We start from the raw sequence: 21,156 nt of genomic DNA, 5'->3' as shown, positions 1-21,156 counted from the left end.
TGGATAGCGGCAAGCCACCCGTGAGGGTGGCTTGCCAATCATATGACGTCACAGGCGCCATGGGGTGCGCCCCGTCAGAGACTGTGCTCGGTGCGGGCGATGATATCATCTTGCGCATCCGGGGATAAGGCGGTGAAAAAGGCCGAATAGCCCGCCACCCGTACCACCAGATCCCGGTATTGATCCGGATTGGCTTTGGCCGCCAGCAGGGTTTCCCGCGAGACAATGTTGTACTGCACGTGCCACCCCTTGTGCACTTCGAAGAAGGTGCGCAGCAGGCTCATCAGCTTGGCTTTGTCCCGCTCGTTCTCAAGGCTCGCAGGGCTCAGCTTCTGGTTGAGCAGTACCCCGCCGAGGATGGCCGCCGTGGGCAGCTTGCCGATGGAGTTGAACACCGCCGTCGGGCCGAGACGATCCGAACCCGACGAGGGGCTTGCCCCTTCCGCCAGCGGCGTGCGGGCGTGGCGGCCATCCGGTGTGGCCATGGTGGCGGCACCGAACGGCACGTTGGCGGAGATGGAGGAGGTGCCCGCATAGTAGGTGCCGCCGATGGGGCCGCGTCCGAAGCGGGTGTTGTGCAGTCCCTTGAGCTCGTCGATGTAGCTCTGGTAGGCCTGCACCAGCAGCAGGTCAACCTCGTCCAGATCGTTGCCATATTTGGGGGCGGCGTTGGTGAGGCGCTGACGCAGCTGCTCCCCCGCCAGTCCTGAAAAATCTTGCTCCAGGGCGGCAGCCAGCTCTTGCTGATCCACAATCCCCTGCTCGAACACCAGTTTCTTCAGGGCAGCCAGGCTGTTACCGAGGTTGGCAATTCCCACCTGTAGACCTGAGACCCAGTCATAGACGGCGCCTCCCTCTTTGATGGTTTTGCCGCGCTCGATGCAGTCATCCACCAGGGTGCTGCAGAGGATGTCATGGGCTTGAGCCTCCAGCACGCTGTCGACCACGCAGTCGATCTCGATGGATTTGCGGGTGAAGTAGCGCACCTGCTCATCCCAGCGGGCCATCACCTCGTCAAAGTTGCCAAAGCTCCCGTCTCGCAGCGACTGGGGCTGGGGCAGGAATATCTTGCCGGTGGTGGCATCGCGGCCGCCATCAAGGGAGGCCAGCAGGATGCGGGCGAAGTTGATAAAGCTCATGCCGGTGCAGCGATAGCCCCATTTGCCGGGCACGGCGGTCTCGATGCAACCGATGGCGGCGTAGTGGTGGGCATCTTCCACGCTCACCCCGAGCTTGATGAACTCGGGGATCACCACCTCGTCGTTGTTGAAGGCGGGCATGCCAAAGCCGCAGCGGATCACCTGAATGCAGGTGTCGAGGAAATCCTCGCTCATCCCGGCATGGTAGCGCACCGAGAGGTTGGGCTGGGTGGATCGCAGCTGGCCGCAGGACTCCAGAATCGCGTAGGAGAGGCCATTGACCGCGTCATGGGCTGCACCATCCCGCCAGTTCTGGCCGCCGATGGTGACGTTCTGATAGAGCGGGCTGCCGGCGGAGGCCTTGGAGTGGGTGCCGGAGCGGATCTTGTTCACCTCCAGCAACTTGAGCCAGCACCCTTGCAGCAGTTCGATGGCGTGCGTCCGAGGCAGGGATTCCGACAATTCCACCTCGCGGCGATACCAAGGGTAGAGGTACTGATCCATCCGGCCAAACGACACCGAGTGACCGTTGGATTCGATCTGCAGGATGAGCTGGATAAAGTAGCAGAGCTGCAGCGCCTGCCAGAAGGTCTCGGGGGGCTGGTGGGCGATGTGGGCGCAGTTGAGCGCGATGGTCTCAAGCTCGTTTCGGCGCTCGGGGCGAGATTCTTGTGCTGCCATATCATGGGCAAGTGCGGCGTAGCGCGAGATATGAGCGCTGACCGCATCCAGAGTGATGGCGATGGCGTGCAGGAACTGCTCGCGCGGCAGATCGGCCCAATCCGCCAAATCCAGCCGACTGCGCCGCTCGGCCACCTTGGCCTTGAAGCCATCGAGCCCCAGCGTGAGCAGCTCCTCATAGTTGACCGCGAGGTGGGCATCCCCCGAGGTCATGTTGCCCTCGGCCTTGATGATGCCGCTCTCCAGCAGCGCTTTCTGCTCGTCGGTAAAGAGGCCGAAGCAGCGATCCTGCACCGTCTGGCCGCGCCAGAAGGGGGTGAGGGCGTGGATGATCTCCTTGTCGGTTTCGCTGACTGCAAAACCGGCGCCGGGACGGTCTGCCAGCTCGTCGATCTCCTTCTCAATCCAGTTCACCGTGTACTCAGGAAACAGTGGTGCCGCCCGTACCTGACTGGCCTGATTGCCGACGATCAGCTCGTCGTGTTTGATCCAGATGGTGCGCTCCTTGAGGTGATGGGCCAACGCCAGAGCGCGGCGCACCGGCAGCGGCCGGGCGAGATGAGCCTGATAGGCCTCGGTGTAGTGGCGGGCACGCTCGGTGCAGACCGGCGGCTGAACGATGTGGATCAGGCTCTCTTTGTGGGCGCGGATCCGCGGGCTGAGGGTATTGAGGTCGAGCTGGGTCATGATCTTATCCTCTGGTCACAGGGGTCAGCCCCTGACGTTGGGCGTATGCATGGGCAAAGTGGAGTAAATCGGGGTCGTCGAGCGGTGTCTCCGGCGCCTGATAGGGCAGATCCAGCAGGGCATATTTGCCCACGCCTAAGGTGTGGTAGGGGAGGAAGTGGATCTCCTGCACCGTGCCGAGACTGGCGGCGGTGTCGGTGATGGCTTCGATCGATGCGCGGTCGGCATTGAAGCCGGGAATGAGCGGCACCCGGATCTGCATCGGCACGCCGTGCTCGGCGAGGCGTTTGAGGTTCGCGATGGGCAGATCCACCTTGCCGCGGGTCCAGTGGAAGAAACGTTCTTTATCCACGTGTTTGAGATCCGCCAGCACCAGATCCAGTGAGGGGAGGCTTGGCTCAATCTGGTGCCAGGGCACATGCAGGCAGCTCTCGACCGCCGTGTGCAGCCCTTCTGCCTTGCAGCGGGCCAGCAAAGCGGCGGCAAAGTCGGGCTGCATGAAGGGCTCGCCGCCGGAGAGGGTGACGCCACCGCCGCTGCGCTCGAAGAAGGGGCGATCCCGCAAGATGGTGTCCATCAGGGTGTCCAGGGTTTCATCGCGGCCGCACACCTGCAGCGCTTCGCTGGGGCAGAGGCCGCGCAGCCGTTCCATATCGTCGGCCTTGAGGGCAGAACGACTGAGCTGGATGCCCTCGCTGTCACGCAAGATTGCCGGACAGGCCTGGCAGCAGAGCTGGCATCCCTCGATGCATTGGCGCCGGTCGAGTAGTATGTCCGGCTTGGGAGAGCGGCTTTCCGGGTTTTGACACCAGCGACAGGCCAGCGAGCACCCCTTGAGAAACACCAGGGTGCGAATGCCGGGGCCGTCGTGAGTTGAATATCGTTGCAGGTCGAAAATCATACCGCCTCCTTTTGTATTTGCATTCTATTTGCTTTCATTCGAAAGTTGATTTGATTTTGATCAAGCTATTTGCAGATGTTTTATCGCTAGAATGGCGACATATTGAACATCCCGTTAAGGAGTTAGAGATGGAGCTGTATCTCGATACCGCCGATGTGGCGGCAGTGCGTCGCTGGTCACGGATCCTGCCGTTGGCCGGTGTCACCACCAATCCTTCCATTACCGCCGCCGGGGGATTGCCGCTCTGTGAGCTGCTGCCCGCCCTGCGCGACGTGCTGGGCCCCAAGGCGCGCCTGTTTGCCCAAGTGATGGCCAAAACCGAAACCGAGATGGTGCGCGAGGCATTTGCCCTGCGTGAGCTGGACCCGGATCTGGTGATCAAAATCCCTGTATGCGTAGAGGGGCTGGCGGCCATCAAGAGCCTGACCGCCAACGGTGTGCCGACTTTGGGCACCGCTGTCTATACCCCGCTGCAAGGTTGGCTGGCGGCGGTGGCGGGGGCGGAATATGTCGCGCCCTACGTTAACCGGCTGGATGCCCAAGGTGGCGATGGCATTGCCACCGTGCAGGAGTTGCAACAGCTGCTTACGCTGCACGCACCGAACAGCAAGGTGCTGGCGGCGTCATTCCGTACCCCGCGCCAGGCGCTCGACTGCCTGCTGGCCGGTTGCCAATCCATCACATTGCCGCTCGATGTGGCGGAGCAGCTGCTGAACGTGCCGGCGGTGGATGCGGCGCTAGCGAAGTTCGATCAGGATTGGCTGCGCGCTTTCGGTCGCTGATCCCGGTGACAAGCTGATTGCCGTGATTGAGGGGGGGGAGGGTGAAGAAGCGCGGGTGATGGAGATTGACCGACTAGACTGGAAAGAGGTGGCCACTTTCGCTGGCCGCCCTGCAGTCTACCGGAGGTATCCCATGAGCGACCATCTGCTACTCCCCCATGGTGAAGATTTGCGTCGTGCGGTGCTTTGGCTCAGCGAGCATCATCAGCACGATATCGCCGCCATTGAAGAGGCCTGCCTGCGTTTTGATCTCTCGCCGCTGGATGAGGAGTTTCTGATCCAGCACTGGCTCGACAGCCAGCGCCAATCATGAATATCTGAGGTGAGAGATTTAGAAGAAGTTGGCGAGGTTGATGCCAAACTCTTTGGGGTCGACCGTGTTTTCGATGCTCTCCTGCACCCCTGACTTGGCCAGATCCAGCCACTGTACCTCGAGGTAGTGACGCTGGGTGGCGTGATAGATCACCTTGACCACTGGCTTGAGCGGCTGCTGCTCGTTGCGCTGCATCACGATAGCCAGGCGCTGGTTTGAGAGCTGTACCAGGGTTCCCACCGGATAGACTCCCATGCACTTGATGAACTTGGTGACCAGTTCAGCATCGAAGTGCTGATTGATCCCCTTGAGCAGAATGCGGAAGGCCTGGGTCGGCTGCATACCTGCTTTGTAGACCCGATCCGCGGTGATGGCATCATAGACATCGACGATGCCGCTCATCCGGGTATAGAGGGAGAGCTGCTCCCCCTTCAGTCGTTGCGGGTAGCCGGAGCCATCGAGCCGCTCGTGGTGGTTGGCGGCCACCTCCAGCATGGTGGGGGTAATGCCAGGGGTATTGCTGAGGATCTCGTAACTGTGCACCACATGCTGACGCATGATGGCGAACTCCTCATCGGTCAGCTTGCCCGGTTTGTGGAGCACCTCGTCCGGGGTCATGATCTTGCCCACGTCGTGCAGCAGGCCACCCAGGGTCAGCTCCTTGAGCACGCTGCGCTCCAGTCCCAGATAGCGGCCGAAGTTGGCCAGCAGAATGGCCACGTTCATGGAGTGCTCCATCAGGTAGGCATCCTTGGCGCGAATACGAGCCAGACAGAGCATGGCATCGCCGTGGGTGAACATGGTGTCCACCATCTCTTCGGCGACTTCGGCCAGCGGAGTGATGTCGATGGGCTCACCCGCTTTGAGGTGGCGAATGAACTTGCCTTGCAGCTCGCGCGCTTCCTGATAGAGGCGGCGGATTTTAAGCTCTCGTCCTTCGCCGTTGGCACTGGCACGGCGCCCTACCTGGGCGCTGTTGGCATTGAGGTCGGGGGAGGTAACGGCGTCACTCTCGGCACTGCCCAGCTTGCTGCGGGCCAGATCGATGCGTACCGTGAGCACCCCCTGACGCACCAGATTGGCAATTTGCGCCACGCTGGTCACCAAGCCCATCTGGGCGATCTCCATCCCACCTGTCTGGCTGGCGATAGCAATGACATACATGCCGGGTTTCAACTGGTTGACGGGAATGACGGGATAGGATGCTTGAGACTTCATGAAGGCTTCCTGACTCTTATTATTATGAGTATCGTTCGGATGGGTCACACCGGAGAAGTGTAACATCGGATGACCAGTTCGTCATAATTGGCAACCCCTTAACAGTGGCGTTGTCGCCCCCGCCCGATATAATGACGCCCCTTTACTTGTTGGACTCCGAGGTTGTGAATGCGGCTTGATAAATTTCTGTGCGATTGTTCCGATTTGACCCGCTCGCTGGCAGGCAAACTGATCCGTCAGGGTGAGGTCATGGTGGATGGCATTGTGGTCAAGCAGCCCGCCTTTCATATCAATGAGCAGAGCCAGATCGAGTTTGACGGCGTGCTGCTGACGCTGGAGCAGCGCAACCGCTATTTCATGCTGCACAAGCCGGAAGGTTACGTCTGCTCCAACGAGGATCCGGATCACCCGACAGTCTTCTTCCTGATGGATGAACCGGCGATGGGCAAGCTGCATGTAGTGGGGCGCCTCGACCTCGATACCACGGGTCTGGTGCTGGTGACCGACGACGGTCAGTGGTCCCACCGCATCACCTCGCCGCGCCATGAGTGTGCCAAGACCTATCACGTCTGGCTGGCCGATCCGGTAAGCCCGGATGCAATCGCGCTGTTCGCCGAAGGGGTCTACCTGCGTAACGAGACCGATAAAACCCGTCCTGCCCAGCTGGAAATTCTCGGCGAGTGCGAGGCCCGCCTGACCATCCACGAAGGCAAGTACCATCAGGTCAAGCGGATGTTTGCCCCCATCGGCAACAAGGTCGTTGGCTTGCATCGCGAGCGGGTGGGCGGTCTGACGCTGGATGAAGAGTTGGCACCCGGTGAATATCGTGAGCTGACCGCTGAGGAGATTGCCCTGTTCTGATCTGGGATGGTGCCGGGTGTCAGTGAGTGCTGAAACCCAGCACCAGTGCGGTGCCTAGGGTGGCAATCAGTGCCCCCGCCCAGGCGGCAATGGATGGCCGCTCTCCCGAGTGCCACCACAATAGCGGCAGCAGCAGTACCGGCGTGGTGGAGGAGAGAATGGCCACCATGCCCACCTCGCCCTGCCGCAGCGCCATCAGGATCAGCGTCATCCCCAGCCCCATCGCCAGAAAACCGTTGGTGGCAATCATGGCGAGGATATGTCGATTGACCGGTTTGAGCGGCATGGTCAGCGGCAAGCGCCCCAGCCGCAGGACGCAGTGGGCCAGCAGGGCACTGCCCATCCGGATACCCGATGCACTCACCGCATCCACCTCACCACTCATCATCACTGGCTTGGCGATGATGGCTCCCACGCTCTGACACAGTGCCGCCGTCAGGCCAAGGCCAATTCCCAGCGCCAGATTGCCACGGATCTGCTCCCACTCGTTGCTGCTACTGCGTCTGCCAAACAGGATTGCCAGCATCACGCCGGCAAAGACCAGCACTGCCCCCAGCAGTCGCCAGCCTGTCAGCTGTTCATTAAAGAGCCACAGCCCAAGCAGGGCGGAAAACAGCGCATGGCAGGAGAAGAGCAGGGCACTGCGTCTTGGCCCCAGCCGATTCATGCAGGCAAACAGCGCGGTATCGCCCACGAAGATACCGACCAGCCCCGAGATGGCGAGCAGGGGCAGGGCGCTTGCGGTGAGGGTTTGCCAGCCACCGGTGAGCAGACTCATGGTGCCGAGCATCAGGCTGACCAGAAACATGCGCCAGCGGCTGTAGGCAAATGCGCCGAGATGACGGGCCGGTTTGACCGAAATTAGCGCTGCAACTGCCCATAAACTGGCCGACGCGAGGGCCAGCCACTCATAACCCATAAAAACTCCTGAAAAAATTAACCCGAAAGACTCCATCTCCCGGGCAAGCCCGATACAATACGGGGCGTTTTCGGGGATAACAAGAGCGGCATCAGGCATTCATCAGGCGCGCCGCCGGCCTTCCCCTCCTGCAGTGGTTTTATTCGAGGTTTTGTCATGAGGTATGGTTTCTTCCCCAAGCTGGCGCAACGCTGGCTCTCCCCGCTATTGCTTGCCGTGCTGGCAGGGCCCCTGGCCCATGCCACCACCGTTGAGCAGCAGCCTCTGCTTGCCGATCGGCAAATCCTGGTCAAGGGCAACGGTGCCGAGCCGGAGTCACTGGATCCGGCCCTGGTGCGCTCCGGTTTCCCGGGGGAGGCCGTACTGGTCGATCTGTTTGAAGGGCTGGTCAGCGAAGATGGTCAGGGGCATATCGTCCCCGCTCAGGCACAGCGCTGGGAGGTGAGTGAAGATGGGCTGGAGTGGCGATTCTTCCTGCGCCCCCAACTGAAGTGGTCCAATGGCGAGCCGCTGGTGGCCGCTGATTTTGTCTATGCCTGGCGCCGTCTGCTCGATCCGGCTATCAACTCCCCTTCTGCCGGATTGCTGCTGGCAACGGGGATCAACAATGCGCAATCCATCTATGCCGGCGCGCTGGAGCTCGGCAATCTGGGCATTGAAGCGCAAAGCGATCAGATCCTGAAAATCACCTTGGAGCGGCCGGCTCCCTATTTCCTGCAGCTCATCAGTCAGCGCCCCTTTGTGCCAGTCAATCAGAAGGCGATAGCTAAATTTGGCAAACAGTGGACCGAGCCCGGCAAGCTGGTGAGCAATGGTGCGTACCGGCTGGCAAGCTGGACGCCGAACGAGCGGATCGAAGCCGAGCGCAATATCCACTACTGGGATGACCTTCACACCCGTATCGGACGGGTCACCTATCTGCCTATCACTTCGCAACATGCCGAACGGCTGCGCTATGAGGCTGGTGAAATACAGCTCACCAACAAGGTCTCCCTCGGCTATTACCAGAAGATGAAGCGCGAATCTCCGGAGCGGCTCTGGGGCTTGCCGCTGTTTGGCACCTATCTCTATGCGTTCAATCTGAAGCGCCCCGAACTGCAGGATGTGCGGGTGCGTCAGGCGCTCTCCATGGCGGTTGATCGACAGCAGCTCATTGGATCGGTGAGCGGGCAGGATGAACAGGCGGCATGGTCGCTGTTGCCGGAGATGCCGGGTTACCCCCGGGTGATATTGCCTGTGGCGCTTGAGGATATGCCAACCCGCCAGGCCAAAGCGGCAGCGTTGTTGTCAGCGGCCGGGTATAACAGTGCCAATCCACTCAAGCTGAGCATTACCTACAACAGCGCAGAAACCCACAAGCAGATGGCGATGGCCATTGCCGCCATGTGGCAGAAGCTGGGGGTACAGGTCACCCTCAGCAGTCTGGAGTGGGGAGCTTATCAGGTGGCCAAGGATAGCGGTGATTTCCAGGTGGCCAGAAGCTTCCTGTTTGGCGATTACGTGGAGCCATCAGCCATGCTGGGCAGCTTCCGTTGTCAGGATCTGCGCAACGAGAGCGGCTACTGCAATCCCGACTTTGATCTGCTGCTGGAGCAGGCAGCCAATACGCTGGACAGCGCGAGCCGGGTTGAACTCTACCGGCATGCCGAACAGTTGCTGCTTGAGGAGGCGCCGATCCTCCCCGTGTATCATTACAATCAGATGAGACTGGTCGATCCCGCGCTGCGAGGGCTGCCCAGCCAGAATTTGAAAGGGACGATTGCCACCAAGGATCTCTATTTCAGCCCGCAGTGAGGAGCATTTCATGAAACTTGCCATCATTTCCGACATCCACGGCAGCATCATTGCGCTGGAACGGGTGCTGACCCAACTTGAGCCCTGGCAGCCGGACCACTATCTGCTGCTCGGCGATCTGCTCAACCATGGCCCGCGCAATCCTCTGCCGGAGGGATATAACCCGGCCGCCGTGGCTGATCGGCTCAACGAGCTGGCACAGCAGATCATCGCGGTGCGGGGCAATTGTGATTCCGAAGTGGATCAGATGCTGTTGCGCTTTCCCATCACCGCCCCCTACAACCAGTTGCTGATCGATGAGCGGCGCTGGTTTGTCAGCCATGGTCATCTTTATCACCCGGACGAGGTACAACTGCCGGAGGGCAGTCTGTTCCTGAGCGGTCACACCCATGTGCCGGTGCTGGAGTGGCAGGGGGAGCGGGTATTGATGAACCCGGGGTCGATCTGTTTCCCGCGCGGCGAGTTGCCTGCCAGTTACGGGAGCTATGAGGACGGGGTACTGCGCGTCAACGCGTGTGAGGACGGGCGAGAGTTGTTGCGACTGGTGCTTTAAAACGGAGTGCAAAAATGCAAGGCCTGATAAGAGATGTCAGGCCTTGATACCGTAGGAGCGGGTGCCAGAGCGAGTGTTGCCCTTGGCGTCATAGGTCAGGCTGTTGCGATCGCGCAGCTGACTCAGAAAGGTTGCCAGACGACGGTTTGAGACGATGCTCAATTCAAGCAAGCGACCGTTGATATCATTTTGTGCCTGGCAGGCATCCAGTTTTGCACGAAGCTGTGCCATCTCGTCGGGATAGGCTGCCAGCTGCAGTGCCAGTTCCGGCATCTCTGCCAGTGTCTTGTCCAGGGTTTCTATCGCAGCAAGCAACTGCTGTTTGCGCTCGGTCAGTGCGGGCAGGGCCAGTGCCTGATGCTGTTCGAGCAAGCTGAACTCCTCTTCCAGAATGCCTTGCATCTGGCTGAGGTAATCATCTTGGGTGTGCAGTAACGAAGGTAAATCCATCATCCCAGAACTTTGTCCAGATTGGCCTCGAAACTGAACATCTTCTTGGCCACAGCGTCGCTGTTAACCTGATATTCACCACTCGCGACGGCTTTTTTCAGCCGTTCGACCTTGCTCTCATTGCCGGTCGAGGCGGTATTGAGGTTTTGTTGCATCTTTTGCAATTGTTGCGCCTCACTGGTCAAGGAGACGGAGTCCAGCTTGACAGTAGCCGCTTTGTTTTCGGGCGATGAGGTGACTGACTTGCTGCCTGTCCCCTGGCTATTAGCGGTATTTTGCAACCGATTATTCGCCAAGTTGTTGATATTGTTGATGGCCATTTTAGTTACCTTCGTCTGCTTTAAGGTTTGCTTACCTGTTTATCGGTGCGGCAGATCAAAACTTTAGAAAAAAGTTGTCAAGGATCCGGATTTAAAAAGTGACCGATACGGCACCTACTGCACTGACTTTACCCTCAACGGTTTTGCCGGAGCGAATATTGACGAGTTTGATGATCTCTCCGAAGCTGCCATCTTGCAAGGCTCGGGCCATGGTTTTGATCTGGAAGTTGCTGTTTTCTGCCGTCAGGGTGACCTGGTCCCCTTTGCACACGACACAAACCTGGCTCAAACGGATGGGTTGCCCAGGTTTTAGCTCCCGCTTGCTGCGTACTCCGATAAGAGGGGCTGTGTCAGTCAGGTAGTCGCCGCGGATCAGGGTCTGATCTTGATAGGCCAACACCAGCTGGCTTTCACTCAGCAGGTCCCCCTTGGCGATGGGGTTGGTCACAGTGACATAGGGTTTTTGAATGCTGACCCGCACCGGGAGATAGACGTCCCAAGGTTTGTCTTCCTCACACTTAAGGTAAACTGTTGTATTACGCCGAATTTCCATTTTTGCTGGTAAGCTGATAGTGAGCAGATCTTCGCAGCGGGTCAGTGGGAGCCGTTCATCCAGTGTGGCAGAGGTGACCTCGGCTCTGGCATCCAACGGAATATCCAGCTGGCTATAAACGAACTCTTGTGCCTTTTCTTGCAGATAAGTAGTGACGTCCGAGGCGTAGCTGGAAGATATGCTGCCAAAAAAGAGGCTGATGAGTAAAAGTCGGTTAATCATTTTCGCTCGTTGGTCGATAAGTTGTTCACGCATATCACCATATTTAACTATGATTGCTTCAGAATCTGTTCGTTGTCACATCGATAGTCTGACGCAATCCATCACGCATGCATGATTAATGCCAAGCGTTTTTAGGGAGTGTTTATGGCCAGTATCCTGGACTCGGTCAACCAACGTACCCAGCTAGTGGGGCAAAACCGGCTGGAGTTGTTGTTGTTTCGTCTCAATGGACGTCAAAGATTTGGCATCAACGTATTCAAAGTGCGTGAAGTGTTGCAGTGCCCCCCCTTGACTGTGATGCCAAAATTGAACTCCTGCATTCGCGGAGTGGCTCATATTCGTGGCCAGACGATCTCGGTTATCGACCTCAGCATGGCGGTTGGCAAACGCCCGATTGATGATCTGAGCAAATGCTTCATTATCATCTCCGAGTACAACCGCTCTATTCAGGGATTTCTGGTGCATTCGGTCGAGCGCATCATCAATATGAACTGGGAATCCATCCTGCCTCCGCCCAAAGGTGCGGGTCGCATCAACTACATGACAGCCGTGACTGAAGTCGACGGCGAGTTGGTCGAAATTCTTGATGTTGAGCGGATATTGAACGAAATTTCGCCGGTTGCAACGGATGTGAGTGAGGAGTTGGTTCAGGCCAGTGTCGACCACCCGACTCTGGGGCGTCCTGTTCTTGTTGCGGATGACTCCTCAGTGGCACGCAAACAGGTACAACGTGCGCTTGAGGCTATCGGTGTCGAGTGCGTGTTGGCAAAAGATGGCCGCGAAGCATTGAACATGCTGCTGGAAATGACCAAAAATGGTCCTATCAAGGATCAGGTTGCGCTGGTTATTTCGGATATCGAAATGCCGGAAATGGATGGCTATACCTTCACTGCCGAGATCCGGAATAATCCCAATCTCAAGGATTTGCATGTTATTCTGCATACCTCGCTCAGTGGAGTATTCAACCAGGCAATGGTGCAGAAAGTTGGTGCGAACAATTTTATCGCCAAGTTCCAGCCTGATGAATTGGCCAAGGCCGTACAAAACGCACTCTAATAAAGAAGAACAGCTGCATGAAGACACTTTCGGACGACTTATACAAACAGTTCAGCAACTTTCTGGCGGTACAGAGCGGAATTGTGCTGGGGGATAACAAACAGTATCTGGTGAAGAGCCGTCTTTCACCTTTGATGGCTCAGTTTGGCATCGAGAGTCTGTCTGATCTGGTTACCCGTGCAATGAGTGTGCGAGAGCGTGACCTGAAAATGGCCGTGGTGGATGCCATGACGACCAACGAGACCCTCTGGTTTCGTGATACCTATCCGTTTCAGCTTCTTACCGACAAGATTTTCCCCGAGTTGGGGAAAAGTGGCCGCCCCATCAAGATCTGGTCGGCTGCATCCTCGTCAGGTCAGGAGCCCTATTCCATTGCCATGACGGCACTGGAGCAGCAGATGAAAAAGCCGGGGACCTTGCCTGGTGGCGTGCAGATTGTCGGGACGGATATTTCGACGACCATGCTCAATCAGTGTAAGGAAGGCGTTTACGATAGCCTTGCTCTGGCGCGCGGTTTGTCACCGGAGCGCAAGAAGATGTTTTTTGAGCCCTACGGTGACAACAAGATGCGGGTTGCCGAGCGAGTCAGAAAATTGACCACCTTCCGGCCACTCAACTTGCTGGAGAGCTATAGTCTGCTCGGCAAGTTTGACATTATCTTTTGCCGTAACGTGCTCATTTATTTTGCGCCGGAAGTGAAGTCGAAGATCCTCAACCAGTTTGCTGCCAGTCTCAATCCCGGTGGATATCTGATGCTGGGCGCGTCGGAGTCACTGGCCGGGTTAACCGATCGGTTTGAGATGATCCGCTGCAACCCGGGGATTGTCTACAAGGTCAAATAGGCCTGACCGCCTTGATATTCGGGGTCTGCCGAATATTGTCACCTCATGTAAAGAGGGAAGCTACGAGCTTCCCTCTTGCTTTATCTACAGCTCAGTCTTTCTATATACCTACCATATCTCGCCACTGCAAAAGTGGTTGAAGCCTTAAGGTGGCCAAATGATGCCGTCTGACTCAAGGCACTAGATGTTCCTGCCGTTTTCGGTCTGAAATGTGCTCATACCCAAACCATCGAACTGAGTGATTTGCTTATGGCACACCTCTTGCAAACAAAATATACCAAGCAGGAGGTGTGCTATGGCTCTTTCATTTGACAAGGCATTCGGTGTGCATCAACACACCATAAGCGTTCGCGCCAAGCGTGCTGAGGTGCTTTCCAGCAATATTGCCAACGCAGATACCCCGGGCTTCAAAGCCAGGGATATCAATTTTGCTCAGGCATTGCAGGAGGCCCAGTCGCATCAGGGGTTTGGTTTGGCAACGACCAGCGAAAAGCACTTTGCCTTGAATATGGACGCTCCGGGTACTGTGCAATATCGCAACCCGTTGCAGCCGGATACCGGTGACGGCAATACAGTCGATGTGCAGCAGGAGCGCAGCGAATTTCTGCGTAATAGCCTCGAGTATCAAACCTCCCTTGAATTTATGAATAGCAAGATCAGTGGCCTGCTAAAGGCCCTGAAAGGAGAGCAGTGATGAGTTTGTTCAAGGTCTTTGACATAGCAGGCTCGGCTATGAGCGCACAGTCAGTGCGCCTCAACACGGTTGCCAGCAACATGGCCAACGCGGACAGCGTCAGCTCCAGTGTGGAAAATACTTACCACGCCAGGCGGCCAGTCTTTGCCGCCCAGCTCGATCAGGCGATGTCTGACAAGCAGGGCTCGGTCGGGGTGGAGGTGAAGGGGATTGTCGAGAGCAAGGCGCCACTGCTTAAGGAGTACAACCCCAACCACCCGATGGCGGATAAAGACGGTTTTATCTTCAAGCCAAACGTCAACATGGTTGAAGAGATGGCCGACATGATCAACGCCTCGCGCAGCTACCAGACCAACGTACAGGTTGCAGATTCGGCCAAGAAGATGCTGCAGCAGACGCTCCAGCTTGGCAAGTCCTGATAGGAGGGATGCAGCATGGTCGATACAACCAATAATGTGAACGGCATCAGCCGTACCACGACCCAGACGACAGGCACAACCACGACGCCCAAGAAAGAGCTGGATCAGGCTTCATTTATGAAACTGCTGACCATGCAGCTGTCATATCAGGATCCCTTCAAGCCGGTCGACAATGCCCAGATGCTTTCCCAGATGGCATCCATGTCGACATCCGAGGGGATCAGTAGTCTGTCTACCCAGATGGGCAAGCTTAATGACCAGATGATATCCAGCCAGGCTCTCCAAGCGTCTTCTCTGGTGGGCCAAAATGTATTGCTACAGGGCAATACAGGATTTTTAGACAAGGATGGTTCGTTATCTGCGGTCGTTGCTGTAGGCACAACGAATAAATATGCGGGCGTCAAAATTACCGTTGAGGATGAAAAGGGACAGGTTATCAAGGAGTTTCCCCTCGAAGGCGACCAAAAAGGTAATGTGGAAATTGCTTGGGATGGTAAAGACAAGGCCGGTAACCGAGTCGCCGCAGGCAAGTATGTCATCAAAGCCAGCGGCACTCTCGATGGCAAGTCGGAAAGTATTGCCACATTTGCTTATGCCAAAGTAGATAGCGTTGCTTTGGGCAATGCCACCAACCCGACTCGCCTCAATTTGAGAGGGCTGGGGAGCGAATATCTTAACAATATTCTGCAAATTTCAGGCACCAATTCAAATCCGACGGTTACACCGTCAAAAACCACGTCGACAGCATCGATCTAAGGAGCTGGATATGTCATTTAACAATGCCTTGAGCGGTGTCAACGCGGCACAAAAAGACTTGAACGTCACCGCTAACAACATTGCCAACGTTAACACCATGGGCTTTAAAGAGTCCCGTGCCGAGTTTGCGGATGTCTACGCCAACTCCATCTTTGTCAATGCCAAGACCCAGGTCGGTAACGGTGTGGCAACCGGTGCGGTTGCCCAGCAGTTCCATCAGGGGGCGCTGCAATTTACCAATAACGCGCTGGACCTGGCGATTCAGGGGAATGGATTCTTTGTGACCTCCGATGGCCTGACCAACCTGGATCGCACCTATACCCGTGCCGGCGCCTTCAAGCTCAATGAAAACAGCTATATGGTCAACAATCAGGGCCATTATCTGCAAGGTTACGAAATCAACGCCGATGGCACCCCGAAGGCGGTCAGTATTAACTCTACCAAGCCGATCCAGATCCCTGATAAGGCGGGTGAGCCTGTGAAAACGACCAAGATCGAGGCAAGTTACAACTTGCCAGCTAATACAAAGCCGCTTCCGGCCGGTGCTACGGCACCAACGGTTCCTGTTCCTAACCCGCCTGATGCATCTACATTTAATCGAAAAGACTCAAATACCTATTCTGCATCCACGTCAATTACGGTTTACGATTCGCTTGGTGAGCCACATACCATTACCCAATATTTTGTTAAAGAAGCAGATCCTGCCAATCTTGCTAACCCAGCAAATCCTACAGCATGGCGCATGTATCTTTACCAGGGAGATAAGCCTATTGATATCGATGGTGTTGGTGCGGTTACTCCGACGATGGCACCTGGTTTGGATCAGGCTCCTGCTGGTGCGAGAATCACATTTGATGCTGATGGAAAAATGATTTCACCGACTGCACCGGCGGTTATCAAGACCGAAGCATTAGGAGCTGGCGCAGGGATAATCAATAATGGTGCAGACCCTACCCAAGTCATTGAAATTTCTTTAGGTAATCTTACCTCTTACGCTTCTCCTTTCGAGGCCTATAAGTTGACGCAAGACGGCTCGACAGTCGGTCGTTTGACCAAAGTTGAAATTACCCCTGACGGTATTGTGTCTGCAACTTATAGCAATGCGACTACTGTCAAAGTTGCCATGGTGGCAATGGCCAAGTTTGCTAATGCGCAAGGACTAACTCAGGTCGGAGATACTTCCTGGAGACAATCGTTGCTTTCCGGAGACGCGTTACCGGGTATGGCAAACTCGGGCACTTTCGGGACCATCAAATCATCGGCGCTGGAGCAGTCCAACGTGGATTTGACCTCCGAGCTTGTTGACCTGATCACGGCCCAGCGTAACTTCCAGGCCAACTCCCGTTCTCTGGAGGTCAACAGTTCGCTGCAGCAAACCATCCTGCAGATCCGTTAATCTCGCAATACATGATAATGAGAGGGGGCTTGGCCCCCTCTCTGTTTCTGTCGCATTCCCATCCTTATCCCCCCATATTTCTGCTATTGGCACTCTAATTGCATTTCTCCTGTCAGAGTCATCTGTTTGACGGAGAATTCCATGGATCACCTGCTTTATATCGCCATGTCCGGGGCCAAAGAGACCATGAACAGCTTGGCTGTTCGCGGCAACAACCTCGCCAATGCCAATACCACCGGCTTCAAGTCCGATTTTGAGCAGGCCAGAAGCATGCAGGCATTCGGAGAGGGCTTGCCAAGCCGGGTGTTTGCCATGGCTGAGCGCCCGGGTCAGAACCTGCAGCATGGCATGCTGATGACCACCGGACGGGATCTGGACGTGGCGGTGGATGGGCCGGGCTGGATTGCCGTGCAGGATCCAAAGGGCGGCGAGGCCTATACCCGCATGGGGAATTTGCAGGTCAATGCGACCGGCAACTTGCAAACCTCGACCGGCCTGAATGTGGTTGATGACGGCGGTCAGCCAATCGTGTTGCCGATGCCGATGGAGAAACTCGAGATCAATCGGGATGGCACCATCAGCGGTCGACCGGAAGGGGCTGCCGCCAACTTGCCGGAAGATTTCCAGCGGATCAAGCTGGTCAACCCGGCCGCCGATGCGGTGGAGAAGGGGCAAGATGGTCTGTTTCGCCGCAAGGATGGTCAGAATGAACCCGCCTCTGCCAATGTCGGCCTGATTGCCGGCTCCCTTGAGGGGAGCAACGTCAATGTGGTGGATGAGATGACCAACCTGATCCGGCTGCAACGCCAGTTCGAAACCCAGGTCAAAATCATGAAGACGGCCGAAGAGAATGATGAAGCTCAAACCCAACTGCTGCGAATCAGCTAATCAAGGAGTTACCTATGAATCCCGCACTCTGGATCAGCAAGACCGGGTTGGATGCACAGCAGACCAATATTTCGGTCACCTCGAACAACCTGGCGAACGCCAGCACCGTGGGCTTTAAAAAGTCACGGGCCATCTTTGAAGATCTGCTGTATCAAAACATCAATCAGCCCGGTGGCCGCTCCTCTGCCGATACCGAGCTCCCCTCCGGCTTGATGCTGGGGGCGGGTGCCAAGGTGGTGGCGACCCAGAAAAACCACAGCCAGGGCAATGTGCAAACCACCGACAACTCCCTCGATTTGATGATCAGTGGTCGTGGCTACTTTGAAATTCAGCTGCCGGATGGCAGTGCGGCCTATACCCGCAACGGTCAGTTCACCCTCAACGATGAAGGGACCATAGTGACTCCGGGTAATGGTTACCCGCTGCAACCGGAAATCCAGATCCCGGAAAACGCCCAGAGCGTTACGGTGGGTGAAGATGGCCAGGTCTCGGTGCAGCTCAAGGGGGATGGCGCTTCTCAGGTAGTCGGTCAGATCAACATCTCTGACTTCGTCAACGCCAGCGGCTTGCAGCCGATGGGGGAAAACATGTTTGTCGAGACCCAATCCAGCGGCGCTGCTGCGCAGGGGACTGCCGGTGCCGATGGCTTGGGGGTGATCAAGCAGGGGATGCTGGAGACTTCCAACGTCAACGTGACCGAAGAGTTGGTGAACCTCATTCAGGCTCAGCGGGTCTACGAGATGAACTCCAAGGTGCTCTCCGCCGTGGACGGCATGATGTCCTTCCTGATCCAGCGTACCTAATTAGGAGGTGCATGATGAAAGCCGTATGGATGCTGGGATTGCTGGTGCTGGGAGGGTGTAGCAGCACGCCCAATACGCCCAAGCCTGATGATCCCGAGTTTTCCCCCGTCTACGGGGAGTCGGAGCCGGTTTCGGTGCGGCCGACAGGGGCTATCTTCCAGCCGGATCAGGTCAATGGCATCTATTCGGATATCAAGGCGCACAAGGTAGGCGACATCATTACCATCGAGTTGTCGGAGTCGACCTCCGCCTCGAAAAAGGCCAATACCCAGAGTGGTAAGGACAATAAATTCAATCTGGATCCGGTCAAGCTGGGTGGCGTGCCGGTCACCGCCAGTCCATATGATCTTTCGGCTTCCATTGGTCAGAACAGCGCATTCAAGGGGCAGGCCAAAGCGGACCAGAGCAACAGCCTGCAGGGCAATATTTCGGTCAGCGTGGCCAAGGTGCTGCCCAACGGCAATCTGGTGGTGCGCGGCGAGAAGTGGATCATGCTCAACAATGGCAATGAATATATCCGGATCACCGGCCTTATTCGCCCGGAGGACGTGACGTCTGATAACAGCGTTTCGTCCCAGAAAGTGGCCAATGCCCGCATTTACTACGGTGGTACCGGCGATCTGGCCAATAGCCAGGAGCAAGGGTGGCTTACCAGCTTTTTCAATGGTCCCTGGTGGCCGCTCTAGGAGATGTTATGAAGTCACTCCGTCTTGTCACTCTGCTCTGCTGTCTGCTGCCCTTGGGTGTGGCCAATGCGGCCCGGATCAAGGACATCAGCTCGGTTGAAGGGGTGCGTAACAACCAGCTGATTGGTTACGGTCTGGTGGTGGGATTGCCCGGCACTGGCGAGAAGAACAACGCCTTCACCGAGCAGACCTTCCGCACCATGCTCAACAACTTTGGCATCAAGGTGCCGGATAACATCAAGCCCAAGATCAAGGATGTGGCGCCGGTGGCGATCCATGCCGACCTGCCCCCCTTCTCCAAGCCGGGCCAGACCATCGACGTGACGGTGTCGGCCATTGGCGAGGCCAAGAGCCTGCGGGGCGGCACTCTGCTGCAAAGCTTCTTGAAAGGGCTCGATGGGCGGGTTTATGCGGTCGCCCAGGGCAGTCTGGTGGTCGGTGGTCTGGGGGCCGAGGGGGCTGACGGTTCCAAGGTAGTGATCAATACCCCGACCGTCGGGCGGATTGCCAACGGTGCGACCGTGGAGCGGGAGGTGCCCAACTCCTTCAGTCAGGGGGACACCATCACCTTCAACCTTAACCGACCCGACTTTACTACAGCGCGCCGTCTGGCCGATGTGGTCAACGATCTGGTGGGGCCCAATACCGCTCAGGCGCTCGATGCCACCTCGGTCAAGGTCTATGCCCCGCGGGATCCGGGTCAGCGCGTCTCCTATCTCGCCACCATCGAGAATCTGGAGGTGGATCCGGCCAACGAGGCGGCCAAGATCATCGTTAACTCCCGCACCGGCACCATAGTGATCGGCAGTCAGGTCAAGCTCAAACCGGCGGCCATCAGCCATGGCGGGTTGACGGTGACCATCGCCGAAAACCAGCAGGTCTCCCAGCCCAACCCGTTGGCGGGAGGAGAGACGACGGTGACCAACAACTCGACCATCAATGTCCAGCAGGAGCCGGGGCGGATGTTCAAGTTTGATACCGGTGCGACCCTGGACGATCTGGTCCGGGCGGTCAATCAGGTTGGGGTCGCCCCGGGTGATTTGATGGCCATCCTTGAGGCGCTGCAGCAGGCAGGCGCCATCGAAGGGCAACTGGTCATATTGTAACAAGCGGCAAGTGGTTGCCACGGGTGGCAATGAGGTAAGCAAAATGGCGGAGTTTGACAGCAACAGCGGCATGAATCTCGGGATAGTACAGGACATCAAGAACCTGGACCGTCTGCGCCAGATGAGCCAAAGCAAAGAGGGACAGGCCGAAGCGCTCAAGAGTGCGTCACGCCAGTTCGAGTCAATCTTTACCCAGATGCTGTTTCAGAGCATGCGTCAGGCCAACGGGGTGTTGACTCAGGACAACCCGATGAACAGCAGCTATACCCAGTTCTATGAAGGGATGCTGGATGAGCAGCGAGTCGCCGACATGTCCAGCAAGGGGGGGCTGGGATTGGCTGACATGGTGGCCAAACAGCTCTCTCCCGAGACCTTTACCCATCAGGATGGACGGGTGCTCAAGATGCCGCAGCGTACCGAACGGACCTACAAACCCTATCAGCCACCCACGGCGGCGGCCGATGATTTGATCGCAGCATCAAAAGTTGGCAAAGATTTTGCTGAAAAAGAGATGACCGAGGGGGTCAAGGAGAGCCACGCACTCACTATGCCCCATCGACCGCACCGCAGGATTCCGCCCATGGGACGCATGACCAGCGAAGAGGGCAGTGCCACCGGTAGTGGGGGCAAAGAGTTCGATACGCCGGAAGAGTTCGTTAATCGCCTGATGCCGCTGGCCAAGAAAGCGGCCGACAAGTTGGGATTAAGCCCGGCGGTACTGGTCGCCCAGGCAGCACTGGAGAGCGGTTGGGGCAAGCGGGTGATCAAGGATGGCGAGGGGCAGGTGACCCATAACCTGTTTGGCATCAAGGCGGATCCGCGCTGGGAAGGGCCAAAGGCGGTGGTCAGCACGCTAGAGTATGAGCAAGGCATCGCCTCCCGCCAGAAAGCGGCATTTCGCTCCTATGAGTCGTTTGAAGAGAGCTTCAACGACTACGTGGACTTCCTCACTTCCGGCTCTCGCTACAAGGGAGCCCTGGCGAAGGTGGATAGTCCTGATCGCTACTTCGAGGCGCTGCAACAGGCGGGTTATGCCACCGACCCGCACTACGCCAGAAAATTGAAACAGGTATTGCGCAGTGATGCCATTGCCCAATACAACGAGATGGAGCTGTAA

23 protein-coding genes are annotated in these 21,156 nt (G+C 57.0%); 16 read left to right on the top strand and 7 right to left on the bottom strand.

All coding sequences use genetic code 11. The features are described 5' to 3' along the window. Positions 1-74 precede the first annotated feature (74 nt). The gene (locus tag ACB040_RS09170) at positions 75-2,507 is read right to left on the bottom strand and encodes a formate C-acetyltransferase/glycerol dehydratase family glycyl radical enzyme (RefSeq protein WP_371154485.1); all 2,433 of its coding nucleotides are present in this window, start codon (positions 2,505-2,507) and stop codon (positions 75-77) included. Positions 2,508-2,511: 4 nt separating this feature from the next. Then, on the bottom strand, positions 2,512-3,408 hold the full coding sequence (locus ACB040_RS09165; RefSeq protein ID WP_157161058.1) for a glycyl-radical enzyme activating protein: 897 nt from the start codon (positions 3,406-3,408) through the stop codon (positions 2,512-2,514). 128 nt (positions 3,409-3,536) lie between these two features. Between ACB040_RS09165 and fsa the strand changes: the two genes are divergently transcribed. Both fsa and ACB040_RS09155 read left to right on the top strand, forming a co-directional pair. Next, complete coding sequence (gene fsa, locus ACB040_RS09160; protein WP_338771603.1) at positions 3,537-4,190, top strand: fructose-6-phosphate aldolase; 654 nt, start codon at positions 3,537-3,539, stop codon at positions 4,188-4,190. 133 nt (positions 4,191-4,323) lie between these two features. Beyond that, positions 4,324-4,503: a hypothetical protein gene (locus tag ACB040_RS09155; protein WP_338771601.1), complete on the top strand. Its 180-nt coding sequence runs from the start codon at positions 4,324-4,326 to the stop codon at positions 4,501-4,503. 18 nt (positions 4,504-4,521) lie between these two features. On the opposite strand, the gene ACB040_RS09150 is transcribed toward ACB040_RS09155, so the two are convergent. Then, positions 4,522-5,721, bottom strand: a complete 1,200-nt coding sequence (locus ACB040_RS09150; protein WP_019446125.1) for an HD-GYP domain-containing protein — start codon at positions 5,719-5,721, stop codon at positions 4,522-4,524. Between the two features lie 168 nt (positions 5,722-5,889). Here ACB040_RS09150 and rsuA point away from each other — a divergent pair, with 168 nt between their 5' ends. After that, positions 5,890-6,582, top strand: coding sequence for a 16S rRNA pseudouridine(516) synthase RsuA (gene rsuA / locus ACB040_RS09145; protein ID WP_371154489.1), 693 nt, complete (start codon positions 5,890-5,892; stop codon positions 6,580-6,582). 19 nt (positions 6,583-6,601) lie between these two features. Here the strand turns inward: rsuA and ACB040_RS09140 are convergent, their stop codons facing one another. Next, on the bottom strand, positions 6,602-7,501 hold the full coding sequence (locus tag ACB040_RS09140) for a DMT family transporter (protein ID WP_101529462.1): 900 nt from the start codon (positions 7,499-7,501) through the stop codon (positions 6,602-6,604). A 156-nt stretch (positions 7,502-7,657) separates the two neighbouring features. Here ACB040_RS09140 and ACB040_RS09135 point away from each other — a divergent pair, with 156 nt between their 5' ends. Both ACB040_RS09135 and yfcE read left to right on the top strand, forming a co-directional pair. Continuing rightward, positions 7,658-9,295 carry a peptide ABC transporter substrate-binding protein gene (locus ACB040_RS09135; protein WP_338771594.1) on the top strand — a complete coding sequence of 546 codons (1,638 nt, stop codon included), beginning with the start codon at positions 7,658-7,660 and terminating at the stop codon, positions 9,293-9,295. Positions 9,296-9,305: 10 nt separating this feature from the next. After that, a complete protein-coding gene (gene yfcE / locus ACB040_RS09130) occupies positions 9,306-9,848 on the top strand; it encodes a phosphodiesterase (RefSeq protein WP_103250538.1) in 543 nt (180 codons plus the stop codon). A gap of 36 nt (positions 9,849-9,884) precedes the next feature. On the opposite strand, the gene ACB040_RS09125 is transcribed toward yfcE, so the two are convergent. The 3 genes from ACB040_RS09125 to flgA all read right to left on the bottom strand — a co-directional run bounded on the left by ACB040_RS09125 (position 9,885) and on the right by flgA (position 11,393). Next, on the bottom strand, positions 9,885-10,301 hold the full coding sequence (locus ACB040_RS09125; protein WP_040066163.1) for a flagella synthesis protein FlgN: 417 nt from the start codon (positions 10,299-10,301) through the stop codon (positions 9,885-9,887). Continuing rightward, on the bottom strand, positions 10,298-10,618 hold the full coding sequence (flgM, locus tag ACB040_RS09120; protein ID WP_005334177.1) for a flagellar biosynthesis anti-sigma factor FlgM: 321 nt from the start codon (positions 10,616-10,618) through the stop codon (positions 10,298-10,300). Before flgM ends, ACB040_RS09125 begins: the two co-directional genes overlap by 4 nt. A gap of 91 nt (positions 10,619-10,709) precedes the next feature. Beyond that, positions 10,710-11,393 carry a flagellar basal body P-ring formation chaperone FlgA gene (gene flgA, locus ACB040_RS09115; protein ID WP_081990713.1) on the bottom strand — a complete coding sequence of 228 codons (684 nt, stop codon included), beginning with the start codon at positions 11,391-11,393 and terminating at the stop codon, positions 10,710-10,712. A gap of 144 nt (positions 11,394-11,537) precedes the next feature. On the opposite strand from flgA, the gene ACB040_RS09110 reads away from it, so the two are divergent. The 11 genes from ACB040_RS09110 to flgJ all read left to right on the top strand — a co-directional run bounded on the left by ACB040_RS09110 (position 11,538) and on the right by flgJ (position 21,156). Then, positions 11,538-12,449: a chemotaxis protein CheV gene (locus ACB040_RS09110; RefSeq protein ID WP_005334174.1), complete on the top strand. Its 912-nt coding sequence runs from the start codon at positions 11,538-11,540 to the stop codon at positions 12,447-12,449. A 17-nt stretch (positions 12,450-12,466) separates the two neighbouring features. Beyond that, entirely contained in the window at positions 12,467-13,291 is an 825-nt protein-coding gene (locus ACB040_RS09105; protein WP_005350656.1) for a protein-glutamate O-methyltransferase CheR, read from the top strand. Positions 13,292-13,586: 295 nt separating this feature from the next. Then, entirely contained in the window at positions 13,587-13,985 is a 399-nt protein-coding gene (gene flgB / locus ACB040_RS09100) for a flagellar basal body rod protein FlgB (RefSeq protein ID WP_005334169.1), read from the top strand. Then, positions 13,985-14,404 carry a flagellar basal body rod protein FlgC gene (gene flgC, locus ACB040_RS09095; RefSeq protein ID WP_005350658.1) on the top strand — a complete coding sequence of 140 codons (420 nt, stop codon included), beginning with the start codon at positions 13,985-13,987 and terminating at the stop codon, positions 14,402-14,404. The genes flgB and flgC overlap by 1 nt, the downstream gene beginning before the upstream one ends. Before the next feature lie 15 nt (positions 14,405-14,419). Continuing rightward, entirely contained in the window at positions 14,420-15,160 is a 741-nt protein-coding gene (locus ACB040_RS09090; RefSeq protein WP_076492060.1) for a flagellar hook assembly protein FlgD, read from the top strand. Positions 15,161-15,170: 10 nt separating this feature from the next. Then, entirely contained in the window at positions 15,171-16,556 is a 1,386-nt protein-coding gene (flgE, locus tag ACB040_RS09085) for a flagellar hook protein FlgE (RefSeq protein WP_005334163.1), read from the top strand. 141 nt (positions 16,557-16,697) lie between these two features. Further along, positions 16,698-17,444: a flagellar basal-body rod protein FlgF gene (gene flgF, locus ACB040_RS09080; protein WP_005334159.1), complete on the top strand. Its 747-nt coding sequence runs from the start codon at positions 16,698-16,700 to the stop codon at positions 17,442-17,444. Positions 17,445-17,458: 14 nt separating this feature from the next. Beyond that, entirely contained in the window at positions 17,459-18,247 is a 789-nt protein-coding gene (flgG, locus tag ACB040_RS09075; RefSeq protein WP_005334158.1) for a flagellar basal-body rod protein FlgG, read from the top strand. Between the two features lie 14 nt (positions 18,248-18,261). Continuing rightward, entirely contained in the window at positions 18,262-18,933 is a 672-nt protein-coding gene (gene flgH, locus ACB040_RS09070; RefSeq protein WP_005334152.1) for a flagellar basal body L-ring protein FlgH, read from the top strand. A gap of 8 nt (positions 18,934-18,941) precedes the next feature. Further along, entirely contained in the window at positions 18,942-20,039 is a 1,098-nt protein-coding gene (locus tag ACB040_RS09065) for a flagellar basal body P-ring protein FlgI (RefSeq protein ID WP_005350664.1), read from the top strand. Positions 20,040-20,082: 43 nt separating this feature from the next. Next, positions 20,083-21,156 (top strand): flagellar assembly peptidoglycan hydrolase FlgJ, encoded by a 1,074-nt coding sequence (flgJ, locus tag ACB040_RS09060; protein ID WP_338771586.1) that lies wholly within the window; start codon positions 20,083-20,085, stop codon positions 21,154-21,156.

Origin of the sequence: Aeromonas sp. S11(2024) (assembly GCF_041402345.1) — a bacterium.
In the GTDB taxonomy this organism is placed as follows: Bacteria; Pseudomonadota; Gammaproteobacteria; order Enterobacterales; family Aeromonadaceae; genus Aeromonas; species Aeromonas veronii.
This window is presented reverse-complemented; position numbering and strand designations above follow the sequence as displayed.